Raw genomic sequence first — 14,003 nt, 5'->3', positions numbered from 1 at the left:
CGACAACAACGCTGGAGGGAGGCGCACACGTGTGGATTGCTACGACGTGAGACGCGCGGTGTCAAGCCAGGCCAGCGCCGATTCGGCGTATTTGATGCCCCTGGCGGTGCGCGAGGCGCATGCGGACCGGCCCCAGGTGGACTCCGGCGAGCTCGTCGAAACCGGACCGACGGATGTGCTGAGCGGGCCGCCGGGCGAGGCCAAGGTCTAGATTGGAGATGCGCGCAACGAGCCGTCCGGCGTTCGACGAGGATGCAGCTTCCTGCCTGTTTCCTGCTCCTGGTCGAGTCCCGTCCATGGTGTGGCTTGACTCGGTTTGCCGCGGCTTCAATGCCTTGTCTCCCAACGCCTTCAGCAACTTCAGCACCTCATTGAGCGCGAGGTGACGTGATGACAGGTGAGGAGAAGGCAGGAGCCGTGCTATGCCCTCGCGCCGGCTGCTTCGGGTGGGGTCCTTCACCCCACTCATATACTGGGAACTCAAAGCATGATTGGTTCGAAGCGCTTCGCAACGATGCTCGCCGTACTGACCTCGACCCTTCCGCTCGCCGCCGCCGCGGAAGAGGCCGCCCCCGCCCTGCCCCCCGGAACGTTCCAGATTCCCGGCACCGACACGACCCTGAAGGTGTTTGGGTTCGCGGAGGTGGATGCGACCTACGACTTCGACGGTCGCACCAACGACATCAACAACTTCGACTGGGCGAGTTTCGTCGCCGTGCAGCCGTTCGACAACCTCGGCGTCGAGGAGCCGAGGAGGCGGCAGGCGTTCATCACCGCCCGGGCCTCGCGTCTCGGTATCATGAGCAACACCCCCACGCCGCTCGGTCCCCTCACCGTGCTGCTGGAGGCTGACTTCAACGCGCCGAACACGTTCCAGGGCGAGCTGGCGACGAACAGCACCGCGTTCCGCCTGCGCCACGCGTATGGACAGCTCGGCGGTCTGCTCATCGGCCAGAGCTGGTCCACCTTCTTCGACGGGGAGTCGACCCCCGACACGGTCGACTTCAACCCCGCCGCCGCGCTCGCCCTCATGCGCCAGGCGGTGGCCCGCTACACGTTCACCTTCAGCCCCGAGGCTTCTCTCGCCCTCGCGATCGAGAATCCGCAGAGCATCACCTTCTCCTCGGACTATGACGCGGTGCCCGACTTCATCGGCGCCTTCCGCTACGGTGGGAAGTGGGGCCATGTGTCGGCCCGTGCGGTGACGCATGAGTTCCGCACCATCGATCACAGCCAGCGCGCCTACGGTGTGGGCTTGTCGGGCAGCGTCAAGTTCGCCAATGAGACGATCGTCGCCGCCGTGCAGGGCGGTGATGGTATCGGCCGCTACATGTTCAACTCGCTCCTCCAGGGCGCGTTCGACACGGGCGACCAGATCGAGCTGTGGCGGGCCTACGCGTACCACATCGGCATCACCCACGCCTGGAGCCCCGCGGTCCGCTCGAACGTCATCTGGACCCAGACGTTCTTCGCCCAGAACGACAGGCTCGAGGCCGCGCAGCGGGCGTTCTCCGAGGGCGCCGGGACCGACGACTTCATCCCGAACAAGCGGATCGACCAGCTGTTCGTGAATACGTTCGTGAAGATCACGAAGAACACCGAAGTGGGTCTCGAGTACACCTACGGCAAGCGCACGACGTTCGGACCGGAGAAGGGCACGCAGCACCGCGCGAACGTCCTGGCCCGCTTCAGCCTCTTCTGAGAGGCCTCGGGAAGTCCTCCGAAGGAAGACGGGAGGAGCACCCCGGCGAGTCCGGCCGGGGGGTCCTCCTTGAAGAAACGCTCCGGCGTGGTGCGCCCAGGCCGCCCTCCCAAGAGGGGCGCCGCAGGGGTCTGGGCGGCCCCCGGTAGCGGGAAGAGACTCTCGGCCCGAGGTGTTCTTCCTGGTCCGGTTGCCTCGCGGCGGTTCATGCGCCCGCGGGAGCCCGGTGCAGGGAGCGTGGTGATGAGTCAGGCCCGGAATGGCCGTTCGGAGTGGTTCGAGTTGTCGGAGGAAGGCTGGCGGCGCTCCAACCGCGCCCGGCCGCTCGGTCAGCTCGTGCGCGAGGCCCTGCAGAACGCGTTCGACCAGCGCGCCAGCCGGGTGAAGGTGCGCCTGGAGGAGGACGAGGTCCGCATCGAGGACGACGCCCCCACGGGCCTGGCACGCGACGAGTTCGCCTTCACCGTCTTCCTCGGGGAGAAGGACACGCCTCCCACGTGGCGGGGGCGCAAGGGCCGGGGCCTCAAGGAGATGATCGCCGCGAGCGACCGCGCCGAGGTGGAGACGGTGGGGCGCACGCTCGTCTTCGACAACACCGGGCGCCACGTGAAGCCCAACACGCGCGAGGTGGGCACGTGTCTGCGGCTCTTCCGCCGCACGAGCGCCAGCGAGCGCGAGGCCGCCGTCCAACTGCTGCGCCTCACCATTCCCCCGCCCGGCGTCGAGCTGGTCATCGACGGCCGCACGGTCCGGCCTCCGCGCGTGAAGGACTCGCTGGAGGACTGCCCGCTGGAGACGGTGGAGCTGCACCGGGGCGTGGAGCGGTACGTCGAGCGGCCTACCCGGGTGGACCTCTACCACCCGCGCCCCGGGGAGACGCCGCACCTCTTCGAGCTGGGCCTGCCGGTGGAGCCGCACCACCTGCCATGGCATGTGGACGTGCAGCAGCGCATTCCGCTGGCGGCCGAGCGCGACGCGGCGAGGGATGCCTACAAGCGCACGTTGGCGGCCATCCTCCTCGAGTCGCTGGCGCCCGAGCTCAGCCGCCAGGAGCTGTCGGGGGCGTGGGTGACGGAGGTACTCGCGCACTTCACGCTGGGCCCGGAGGCGCTCGAGGCCTACGTGGCGAAGGTGTTGCCCGCGCGGGCGGTGCTGTCGGTGGGACCCCGGATGGATGACCGGGCGCGCCAGCTCGGCGCGAAGGTGGTGGACCTGCGGGGAATGCCGCTGCCGGCGGTGGAGCAGCTCGAGACGCTGGTGGAGTCCGCGGAAGCGTACGTGGAGCGGATGGAGGGCCCGCCACGCGACGTGCGGGTGGACCCCGGGGCGCGTGCCGAGCGCTTCGTGGGGCTGGTGCGCTGTCTCTCGCGCGAGCTCACCGGGCGCGAGGCGGGCGTGGAGTTCTTCGAGCGCAAGGTGCGCGACCCGAGCGCCCAGGTGGACGCGGAGTACGACCGCGAGCGCCACCTGCTGCGGGTGAACATGCGGGGACAGGTGCGATTGGACGAGCCGCTGGAGCCTCGCACGCTCGGCATCATCCTGCATGAGCTGGCGCACGATCAGGGCGACGAGCACGACTTCGCCTTCATCGAGCGGCTGGAGGGCTTCGCGGGCAAGGCGCTGCGTTGCCTGGTGGATCAACCCGAGCTCCTGGCGCCCTACGCGAGCCCGAAGAAGCGGACGGGATAGCTCACGAGAGGAATAAGTGTGAGTCATTGTCCTCTGGCGGGAGCACGACGGAGGATGCGTTTTCCCAGGGCCCTGGAGAAGGACTCTCGAGTGTTGAGAGTCGAGATGTCCCAGCGGGGAGTCCCTGATAATCCCATATCAAATGGATGTCTTGAATGAGGCCAAGGGTCGAACCAGACCCCGGATCGTCCGAATTCACGACAGGGAGAGCGAAGGGCGAAACCCTGCGTTTTCAGATGGATTTCTTTGGTTGTGTGTAAATTGAATTGACATACTCGCGCGCGGCGTGTGCCGCATGCGCGCGCCAGTGATTCTCCCCGCGGGGATTGGATGTCATTGGAATCACGGTGATTGGGAGTCCGGCACGCATCCTGCTCAAGGTCCGACCCACGCGGTGGCACCCCCGTCACCGCTGAATTGGAGGTCATCCTTGAGTCGTCATCGCATTCTGGCCGCGCTCCTCTCCCTGCCCCTCGCGGCGTGCACGGTGGAAGACGCGGGCACGACGCCGCCCGTGAACAACGAAGGTGCTGGCACCCTCTCCACGTCCGACGTGAAGGCCGCGCTGAGTGTCATTCCGGGAGCCCAGGTGTTGGGCACCCATGACAATGGCGTGCCCTTCATGGTCCGTGGCGAGTTCGGTTCCACGGGACAGTCCCCGAGCGGACTGGTGGCGCGCGACGCGCATACCCGCCTGGGTGAGGCGCTCGGACGCATCGCGCCCATCTTCCGGCTGAACACGGCGGACCTGGTGCTGGTGCGCAGCCGCGTGGACGAGCGCGGCCATACCCACGTGCGCTACGCGCAGATGAAGAATGGGCTGCCCGTGGTGGCCCAGGAGCTCGTCGTCCACGTGAACGAGTCCGGCCTCGTGTATGCCGCCAACGGCTCCGCCCGCGATGGCGAGCAGGTGGCCACGAAGGCGTCGCTCTCCGAGGCGGCCGCCGCCCGCGCGGCGCTGAGCGCCACCGAGGGCACGGGGCTCGCCGCCGAGAGCACCCGGCTGGTCTACTACCGCTCCGAGGCGGACGGCCCGCTCAAGCTGGCCTACGAGGTGGTGGTGACGGGCCTGGCCCCCGGACAGCCCATCCGCGACCACGTCTTCCTCGACGCGGGCAATGGCTCCGTGCTCGGCCGCTCCGCGGACATCCACACCGCGATCAAGCGCGCGGTGTACTCGGCCAACAACAGCTCCTCCCTGCCGGGAACGCTCAAGCGCAGCGAGGGCCAGGCGGCCACGGGTGACTCGCACGTCGACGACAACTACACGCACCTGGGCACCACCTACGACTGCTACAAGGCGAACTTCAACCGCGACTCGTACGACAACGCGGGCGCGTTGCTGAAGAGCTCGGTCCACTACGTCGCGCCGGGCGATGTCTACACCACCAACGCCTTCTGGAACTCCCAGCTGCTCCAGATGCAGTACGGCGACAGCAATGGCGTGGAATCCGGTCCGCTGGGCAAGTCGCTGGACGTGACGGTTCACGAGCTGACGCACGCCGTGACGAACTCCGAGTCCAACCTCGCCTACGCCAACGAGCCCGGCGCGCTCAACGAGGGCTGGAGCGACATCTTCGCCGCCTACTGCGAGAGCTGGACGAAGGGCTGGTCCATGGACGCGCCCATCTGGATGGTCGTCGACGACGTCTGGACCCCGGCCACGCCGGGCGATGCGCTGCGCTACATGGCCAACCCCACCCAGGACAATGTCTCGTATGACTACTACCCCGAGCGCTACATCGGCAGCTACGACTACGGCGGCGTGCACCTGAACTCGGGCATCGCCAACCTGGCCTTCAAGCTGCTGTCCACCGGTGGCACGCACCCGCGCAACAAGACGACCACGGTGGTGCCGGGCATCGGCATCCAGAAGGCCGGCGCCATCTTCTACAAGGCCAACACGGAGTACTTCACGGCCTCCACCACATTCGCCCAGGCGAAGGCGTACACCGCGCAGGCCGCGACGGACCTCGGCTACGACGCGGCGGCCGTGACGGCGGCCTGGGAGGCGGTGGGCGTGGGCATCGCGGTGCCGCCTCCGCCCCCGGCCTGCACGTCCATCATCGCGCTGAGCAACGGCGTGGCGGTCACCGGCATCTCCGTGGCCTCCAACGACTGGAGCTGCATCTACACGTTGACCGTGCCCGCGGGCGCCACGGCGCTGAAGTTCGACATCAGCGGCGGCACCGGTGACGCGGACCTGTACGTGAAGTTCGGCTCCGCGCCGACCGAGTCGTCCTACGACTGCCGCCCGTACCAGGGTGGCAGCACCGAGAGCTGCTCCATCTCCACGGCGCAGGCGGGCACGTACTACGTGAAGATCCTGGGCTACTCGGCGGTCTCGGGCCTGAGCCTCAAGGCCTCGTACACCACGGGCAGCGGCGGCGGCGGTGACGTGCTGACCAATGGCGTGGAGACGGCCGCGTACTCGGGCGCCTCGGGCTCGTGGACGTGCTTCTCGCTGAGCGTGCCGAGCGGCAAGAGCTCGCTGGTCTTCACCCAGACGGGCAAGAGCGGCACCACGGGCGACGCGGACCTGTACGTGCGGCAGGGCGCGAAGCCCACCAGCAGCACCTACACCTGCCGTCCCTACAAGAGCGGGAGCACGGAGAGCTGCACCATCAGCAGCCCCACCTCGGGCACCTGGTACGCGTGCTCGTACGGCTACAGCGCCTTCACGAACGTGACGCTCAAGGGCACCTACTAGCCCTGACGCCCGGGGGGCCCTCGCTCCCCGGGCGTTCGCGGGCGGCGGGACTCACGCCGCCTGCTGGGATTGCGCCTGGTGCTCCTCCATGGCCCTGTGGCGCCCGAGGTATTGCCCGAAGGCCTGGAGCATCCCATCCGCGTCCTGCAACTTGCTCAGGCAGATGGAGCGCTTGCCCTTGAACAGCCCCCCCTCCTTGAGTTGCAGGTCCAGGTACTTCTTGAACAGCCGCTCCTCGGTGGTGGCGGACTTCACCTGCTCGAGCCGGACGGGCTGCTCCCACTCCGTGCTGTTCACCTGCGCGAAGTCCAGGTGGACCTCCAGCCCGGCCTCCTTGCCCGCGAAGGTGAGGGGCGGGAAGTGTTTCTCCACGTGCTGCCGCTCGGCCTCGGTGGACGGGACATAGCGGTAGGCGAGTGCCAGGTCATGCGCCTGCGCGAAGCGCGCCTCGTACGCCCCCCACAGCCGTGCCTCGATGAGGTCCGCCTCCAGGATGGCGCTCGTCCAGGAGGAGCTGGTGGGCTCGAGCAGGACCCGCGCCACGTCGGCCGGCGTGAGCACCTCGCCCACGTTCTCCAGGCGCGCGGAGAGGGGAGGGTGGGAGTCGAACGGGTGCGGCGTCACCGAGCCATGCAGATCGCCGTGCACGGCCTCGGAGCTGGCGTAGTCCGTGAAGCCGAGCGCGACCCGCTGCGCGATGGCCACCGTCTGCTGCTCACCCCCGGCGAAGAGGTCGGACTCCACGCGGTCGCGGAAGCTCGCGTAGGCGCCGACCTTCACCAGCGAGCGGGCGATGTCCCGGCCCGACGTGATGCCCGCGGCGAGCCGGTCCGCGGCGAGCTCGCTCGCGCGCCGGCTGCGCCCGAGCGACAGCTCGAACAGCCCGCGGTAGGCCACCATGAAGTGGAAGATGGGCAGAGTGAGCCCGCCCTCACGCAGTGCCTGGAGGTAGTGTCCGAAGTGCGCGAGCATGGGCGCGAGCCGCTTGCCGTGGCCCGTGTCTCCTCCGAGCAGGTGCCCCATCTCGTGCGCGAGCACCGCGTCCGCCTCGGACCGCTCCAGCAGGCGCAACAGGGACAGGCTCACGAAGAGCGTCCGGCCGTTGAGCGTCCGCTCGCCCACGCGCACCTCGCTCTCGGTGACGAAGAAGTTGGTGTCGATGCCGGCGAGGATGTGGTCCGGCGGCGGAGTGCCCAGCCGCTCGCACATCTGGCGCACGTGGGCCCAGAGCTCGGGCGCGCGCGCTTCGTCGATCACCTCCGCCTCCACCTCGAAGTCCATGGCGGGGCGGCGGAAGATGGCGACCACCACGTGGAAGAGGGCGAAGCCCGCGAGGATGCCGACCATCAGGATGAGCTTCGGGTAGTAGCGCTCGAACCACACCGCCGTCATCCAGTAGGACAGCCACACGGCGAGGCCTCCCTGCGCGAGCACCTGCAGCGCCCCGGTCACCCGGAGCACGTTCCAGCCCACCACGAAGCTGCCGTACTGGAAGGGCCGCGAGACGAACGCCGCCAGGGCGCACAGCAGGGCGATCACCGTGGACACGAGTCCCAGCACGATGGAGGCGAGCGCCAGGCGGCCCATCCACTGGAACTGCCGCGCGTCCGAGCACGCCTCGCCGAGGCTCCCACGGAACCCCGCCAGCTCCTCGTCCTCGGAGAAGCAGGCCACCGAGGCGGGCACGGCGCGGAAGAAGGCCAGCAGCTCCTGCCTTCGTTCCTCCTCGAGGCTGGTGTCCTGGGAGAGCTGGCGCTCGATGCTGGTGAGCACGTCCTGGTCGAAGCGGTCGATGGCGTGTCCGGAGAACCACAGGCCAAGCAGTGGCAGGGCGAAGAGCCAGAGGGCGGGCAGCGCGTAGACGCGCAGGAAGCCGAGGAGGGTGGCGGTGGGGTGCATGAAGGGCACTGGGCAGGAGAGGCGGCCAACGTTACCGCACCTGTTCGGATATCAGGCGAGGCCTCGTCCAACTCCCTGGAATCACATGTCTCGCCCGTGCCCTCGGCGAACGGCCAGGCCGCGTGACGGGCAGGGATGCGGAATGACGAGAGCCAACCAACTGTCCGGCGCCCGACCCCCTGTTCCCCGTCGAAGGCGGGGCTCGTATCTCGTACAAGGAGCGTGGATGCGTATCAGCCGTTCGTCGAAGGCCGTCTCGGCCCTGGCCGTCGTGGGTGTTCTGACTTCTGGCGCTGGCGTCCTCGCCGCCGCCCATGAGGCGGCCTTCCCCTCGGAAGTGTCCATGTCCGCCGCCGCGGCCACGCCGGAGTTCTCTCGCGTGCTCTGGGTGTCCCCCTCTGGGGTGGACACCGCCGCGGGCACCGAGTCGACGCCCTTTCGCACCGTGGCCAAGGCGCTGTCGCAGCTGAAGCCGGGTGAGGCCATCTTCCTCAAGTCCGGCACGTACACGGAGCGGCTGCGGCTCGAGGAGAAGGGCGGCTCGTCCAGCGGTTACCTCACGCTCAAGGCCGCGCCCGACGCGAAGCCCGTCTTCAAGGGAGGCACGGGCAGCAAGACGCCCCTGCTGGACGTGCGCGGCGCGTACTGGCGCGTCGAGGGCCTCACCTTCGACGCGGCGGGGGACAAGGCCTTCGCGGCGTACTGGCGCGGCGAGGGCGCGCACCACGGCATTCTTCGCGGCTGCACGCTCAAGAATGGCACCGAGGGGGCGGGCGTCTACGTCGCCGAAAAGGCCCGGGACGTGCTCATCGAGGGCAACTCCATCTCCAACTTCCAGCGCTCGGGAGATGACAGCCACGGCGTGTGCGTGCAGACCAACTCCAAGAACGTGATCGTCCGCGCCAATGACATCCACCACAACTCCGGAGATGGCGTGCAGTGCCTGAGTTCCGAGGGCGGCGCCACCGAGGAGGGCACCCCGTTCGACAACCTGCTCGTCGAGGACAATGATCTGCACGAGAACCAGGAGAACGGCGTGGACATCAAGACGTGCACCCACGTGACGCTCCGGGGCAACCGCATCTGGGGCCATCGCCGCACCCCATCGTCGGCGGGAGAGGGCGTGGTGGTGCACCTGTCCGCGCGTGACGTCACGCTCGAGGACAACGAGGTGCACGACAACGGCCGGGGCATCCAGATTGGCGGCATCCGCCAGGGCGAGCCTCCCACCCACATCGTCCTGCGGCGCAACCGCGTGTTCAATGGCTACGGCGCCGACAGCAATGATGGCTCGGGCATCCGCGTGGATACCGCCATCGACGTGAAGGTGGACAACAACACGGTCTGGAACATGCCCGCCTATGGCCTCATCGTGGGCAATGGGGAGAGCGGGCCCAGCCAGGGCGTGCGGGTGCGCAACAACATCCTGGGCGCGTGCTCGGCCGCGACGGTGCGGTTGGGCACCACCCTCCAGGACACCGCGTTCGATGGCAACCTGTACGCCTCGCTCACGGGCGCGGCCGTGCTGCGCAAGGGCGGCAGCTACCTGAAGCTCTCCGCCTGGCGCTCGGCCACCGGGTGGGATGCGCATTCGCTGGACACGAGCCCCTCGTTCCTGAGCGGGGCCTCCGGGGATTTCTGGCTCGACGTCTCCTCTCCCGCCCGGGACGCGGGCCTGTCCCTGGGCGACACGTACTGTGGTCGGGGCCCGGACATCGGCGCGCGCGAGTCCGACTGCCCCTGAGGCATCTGGCATCTCTCTTCCCGGGGTGGTGAACTTTCGTCTGGAGATCTCATGCCTGCTTCCACGCCCGAGTTCCCACCCGTCGCCATCCTGTATCAGGCGGTCCCCGCGCCGGAGATCGATGGCATTCGCAAACCCATGAAGCCCGGAGGCTACAGTGACAGTGGGGCGGATATCGGCCATGCCCTGCGCACGGCGGGCGTCCCGCTGATCACTCCCCGCCTGGAACCCGACCCCACCCAGGCCATGGACTGGGTCTTCCCCGATACCGCCGAGGGCATCGCCGAGGCGCTCCGCCGAGGGGCCCGCGTGCTGTGGGCCAACACCGTGCTGTTCGCCGGGCACCCGCTGGATGCCGTGGCTGGTCGGGGCGTGCGCGTCGTCGGCCAGCACCCGGCTCGGGTGGACCGGTACGATGACAAGTGGCTCACCCAGCGGGAACTGCGCGAGGCGGGATGTCCCGTGCCCGCCTCCACCCTGATTGGCCTGACGGAGGAGTCCGGCGCCCTGGCCGTGGGCGCGCTGTCCGAGCAACGGCTCCAGGAGCGGGGATTGGGCTTTCCCCTCGTCATCAAGCCCGTGCGCGGGCGGGGCAGCGAGGGGGTGGGGGTGGTGCGCTCACTCGCGGAGCTGGAGCGTTCCGCGGCCGGATTGCTCGCGGCCCGGGATCCGGCCCTGGGCATTTCCCGGTACGGCCAGCGGCTGATCCTGGAGCGCTTCCTGCCTGGAACCGAGGTGACCCTGACGGTGATGCCGCCGGGCTCCTACCTCATCGAGGGCACGGAGCGGACCTTCGCCTCGCACTGGGCGCTTCCCGCCGTCAGGCGTTTCAATCACCACGACGGCATCGCGCCCTACAGCGGCATGGTCGCCGTGGTGGAGAACAGCGTCCTGCTCTCGGAGAGGGAACAGGGCGAGCCCGCCATGCAACGGCTCTCGGCGTGGTGCGCCCTGGCGGCGAGCAAGGTCCAGGCACTCGCGCCCATCCGGATCGACTGCCGTTCGGCCGAGGACGGAGAGTTCCTCCTGTTCGATCTGAACATGAAGCCCAACATGACGGGCCCCGGCCGGCCGGGACGCGAGGCGCAGGACAGCCTCTGCTCCCTCGCGGCGCGCGGCGTGGGCTGGTCCTACCAGGAATTCCTGCTCAACATGCTGCGGCAGGCCTGGTCTCCTTGAGTGGCCAGGGATGACTTGGATTGTCTCTGGGGACGAGGGCTTCGCATACCCGGTGACAGTCCATGGGGGTGAAGCAAGAACTTGTGCACACATGTCGTGGTGGGTCATGAGCGCACGCGGTGCTTCGTTTAAGTACCTGTCCTGGTATGTGGTCGGTTCCTCCACCCAGGGCTCCCTTCATGTTGAACTCCTGCCGTCGAATCCACCGTGGTCCGCGCGGATGCGCGCTCGTGTTCCTCTTGCTCCTGGCCGGAGTGGCTTGTGACTCTCAGGATGAGCCTGATCAGGGCTTCGAACCCCTGCCAACTCCTCCCGGGCTCCAATCCGTGGATGACTGGGAAAAGGAGTTTCTCTCCCATTGGGACGTCGAGCATGCGGAGAGCTTCCTGCCCGCGAGCACCTCGCGCGACAGCTGGCAATTCTACAGCCTCGCCTATGGCATCGATGGCAACACCGCCATGTACCGGGCCACGGGGAAGGTTCGATACCTCGACCGGGCCCTGCTCTACGTCGACAACATGGTCGACACGGCCCGGGACTCCTGGTCGCTCGAGGGCCGTCAATTCGTGGACCTGTCCAGAGGCTGGTCCTCCGGGGATCCGGAGAACCTGGGGTTGGAAGTGCCGCTGTACGAGAGCTATTGCTGGCGCTACGTGACCCGCCTGCTGCGCGTCATCCGAGAGACACCCGCGCTCTACAACAAAGGCAAGTACCGCAAGCAATACCAGCGTCTGCTGGAGTTCTCGGAGATACACATCTTCGAGAAGTGGTTTCAACGCGGGGCGGATGCCTACATCTACCGGGAAAACACGCACATGGCCTCGCACTGGGCCTCCATCGCGATGGACCTGGCGCTCATGACTCCTGACGCGGCACGCAAGACGCGCTACCTGGAGGTGTTCGACAACATCGCTTCGTCCCTGCGTGCGCAAATGGGCGTCAGTCCTCTCAACCCGGAGGCCTCTTTCTGGAGCGACGAGTGGGGTATCCACTCCGGCCCTGGCCAGGACGTGTCCCACGGCAACGGCGTGGTGGCGTACATCGTCGAGGCGCATGAGGCGGGAATGGAATGGACGGATGGGGACGTGCGCGCCCTCCGCGTGACGCTCGACTCCATCATCTGGCCTTCAGCTGGCCAGTACGCTCAATTCGTTGACGGCTCGGGCAAGGGCGATGGCTGGTTCAACGATGGCTTCATGAAGCTCGGCCGTTACGACGCCGCTCTTCAGCTCCGGCTCGAGACCCACGCGGTCGGCTGGAACACCCAGTTCTTCGGAAACGCCGCGCTCAACGTGCGGTTGCTGTCCGAACGGTCCGCTCATTGAATCCGCAGCACGCGCCCGAAGCCGCGCTCCCGGCCCAGCTCGGGCATGGGCACGCCGCCGTGCACCGCGAGCCGACCGTTGATGAGCACCGTCTCCACCGCGCCCCCGTTCTGGTTCACCAGCCGCACGAAACCATCGAAGCCCTCCACCGGGGACTCGCGGGGCGTGTCCAGCTCGGCGCCGAGCCGCTCCGGGTCCAGCACCACCACGTCCGCCCGCCGGCCCGGCTCGAGCGTCCCCGCGTCCAGCCCCAGCCAGTCGGCGATCTCCCCCGTGAGCCGGTGCACCGCGCGCTCCACCGGCATCACCGGCTCCCCGCGCTTGTCCGCCTCGCGCACCAGCCGCAGCATCCGCAATGGGAAGTTGTAGTGCGCCATGTTGCGCAGGTGCGCCCCCGCGTCCGAGAAGCCGATGAGCACGTCCGGGTGGCTCACGATGGACTCCAGCGCGCGCGGCCGATCATTGCCCATCACCGTGTACCAGCGCAGCTCCGGGCCATGGCGCGCCACGAGATCCAGGAAGGTGTCCACCACGTCCTGTCCCCGCTCGCGGGCGATGTCCGCGAACGAGCGCCCCACCAGGGTGGGGTCTGGCGCCTTCAGCACCTCGGACTGGTTGAAGTCCCGGTGGAACACCTTGGGCAGCAGCCTGCTCTTCCACTGCCGCTTGAAGCGGGCGCGATACGCCGGATCCTCCAGCAGCCGCCTGCGCTCGGCTGCTTCCTGCAGGTGCAGCGCCGCCGCTCCCGCGCCGAACTCCTCGAAGACCACGAGATCGATCCCGTCCGACCACAGATCGAAGATCTCCGGCAGCGCCTGCCAGCGGAAGTCCGCCTTCAGCACCCGGTTGAAGAAGCGCGACAGCAGGCCAATCTGCCAGTGGATGCCCCGGTTGGCGCGGGTGTCCATCATGGAGATGACCGTCGTCTTCAACGGCTGGCGGAACAGCCCCATGCTCTCCCACAGGAAGAGCAGCACGTTCACCTTGGTGGTGATGTCGGGCACGCCCTGGAAGACACGCCGCCGCTCCCGGAGGATGCGCGTGAAGCGGCGGTACTCGGACCAGCTCGCGAAGGTGGAGGGGAGGGGACGGCTGCGGATGTCGCGGCTGCCGCCAATCTTGTCCCACGGCAGCGTCATGATGGAGAGGCCGGCGTAGCCCGCGTCGAGCCCCTCGTGCAGCAGGGCCTCCATCCGGCCCAGCTCGTCCGCCGAGGGCTTCACCCGCTCGTCCAGGCTGCGCTCCAGGCCCATCACGTGCGCCCGGAGGGCCGAGTGGCCCATGAAGGAGCCCACGTTGGGTCCCAGCGGCAGCCCGTCCAGGTGTGAGAGGTATCCGCCGAGCGAATCCCAGTCCTTGTGGCGCTCCAGCAGCGCGCGCACCGTGTCGTAGGGGATGGCCTCCACGCGGCAGAACTGGTCGGCGAGGTCCTCGGGTGTGCCCACCGCGAGGCTGAGCGAGCAGCTCCCCACCATCACCGAGGTGACGCCATGCCGCACGGACTCGGAGAGCGAGGGGGCCAGCTCCACCTCGGCGTCGTAGTGGGTGTGCAGATCGATGAAGCCGGGCATCACCCAGCGGCCGGTGGCGTCGATGACACGCGTGCCGGGCCCGTGGGGCAGGGGAGCTTCGTCGAGCGCCGCCACCCGCCCGTCGCGGATGCCCAGGTGCCGCACCTGCGGAGGGCTGCCTCGCCCGTCGAAGAAGAGTCCATTGGCGATGACGAGTTCGTATGGCGAAGCGGACATGGGGCTC

9 protein-coding genes are annotated in these 14,003 nt (G+C 68.2%); 7 read left to right on the top strand and 2 right to left on the bottom strand.

The annotated features are described in order from the left end of the window. Positions 1-46 precede the first annotated feature (46 nt). From CYFUS_RS32260 to CYFUS_RS32245, 4 genes are all read left to right on the top strand, one after another. Positions 47-211, top strand: a complete 165-nt coding sequence (locus tag CYFUS_RS32260) for a hypothetical protein (RefSeq protein WP_157758785.1) — start codon at positions 47-49, stop codon at positions 209-211. 276 nt (positions 212-487) lie between these two features. Next, complete coding sequence (locus CYFUS_RS32255) at positions 488-1,702, top strand: DcaP family trimeric outer membrane transporter (protein WP_095988708.1); 1,215 nt, start codon at positions 488-490, stop codon at positions 1,700-1,702. 243 nt (positions 1,703-1,945) lie between these two features. Further along, positions 1,946-3,391, top strand: a complete 1,446-nt coding sequence (locus CYFUS_RS32250) for an ATP-binding protein (RefSeq protein WP_095988707.1) — start codon at positions 1,946-1,948, stop codon at positions 3,389-3,391. Between the two features lie 430 nt (positions 3,392-3,821). Continuing rightward, complete coding sequence (locus CYFUS_RS32245) at positions 3,822-6,101, top strand: M4 family metallopeptidase (protein ID WP_095988706.1); 2,280 nt, start codon at positions 3,822-3,824, stop codon at positions 6,099-6,101. A 51-nt stretch (positions 6,102-6,152) separates the two neighbouring features. Here the strand turns inward: CYFUS_RS32245 and CYFUS_RS32240 are convergent, their stop codons facing one another. Further along, complete coding sequence (locus CYFUS_RS32240; protein WP_095992365.1) at positions 6,153-8,000, bottom strand: M48 family metallopeptidase; 1,848 nt, start codon at positions 7,998-8,000, stop codon at positions 6,153-6,155. Positions 8,001-8,226: 226 nt separating this feature from the next. On the opposite strand from CYFUS_RS32240, the gene CYFUS_RS32235 reads away from it, so the two are divergent. The 3 genes from CYFUS_RS32235 (at position 8,227) to CYFUS_RS32225 (ending at position 12,248) form a co-directional block, all read left to right on the top strand. Next, positions 8,227-9,744: a right-handed parallel beta-helix repeat-containing protein gene (locus CYFUS_RS32235; protein ID WP_095988705.1), complete on the top strand. Its 1,518-nt coding sequence runs from the start codon at positions 8,227-8,229 to the stop codon at positions 9,742-9,744. A 51-nt stretch (positions 9,745-9,795) separates the two neighbouring features. Next, on the top strand, positions 9,796-10,923 hold the full coding sequence (locus CYFUS_RS32230) for an ATP-grasp domain-containing protein (protein WP_095988704.1): 1,128 nt from the start codon (positions 9,796-9,798) through the stop codon (positions 10,921-10,923). 326 nt (positions 10,924-11,249) lie between these two features. After that, positions 11,250-12,248 (top strand): hypothetical protein, encoded by a 999-nt coding sequence (locus tag CYFUS_RS32225; protein WP_232536939.1) that lies wholly within the window; start codon positions 11,250-11,252, stop codon positions 12,246-12,248. On the opposite strand, the gene CYFUS_RS32220 is transcribed toward CYFUS_RS32225, so the two are convergent. Continuing rightward, complete coding sequence (locus CYFUS_RS32220) at positions 12,242-13,996, bottom strand: N-acyl-D-amino-acid deacylase family protein (protein ID WP_095988702.1); 1,755 nt, start codon at positions 13,994-13,996, stop codon at positions 12,242-12,244. The two genes, CYFUS_RS32225 and CYFUS_RS32220, sit on opposite strands and share 7 nt — an antisense overlap. Between the last annotated feature and the right edge of the window lie 7 nt (positions 13,997-14,003).

Source organism: Cystobacter fuscus, from assembly GCF_002305875.1.
Classification (GTDB): Bacteria; Myxococcota; Myxococcia; order Myxococcales; family Myxococcaceae; genus Cystobacter; species Cystobacter fuscus_A.
This window is presented reverse-complemented; position numbering and strand designations above follow the sequence as displayed.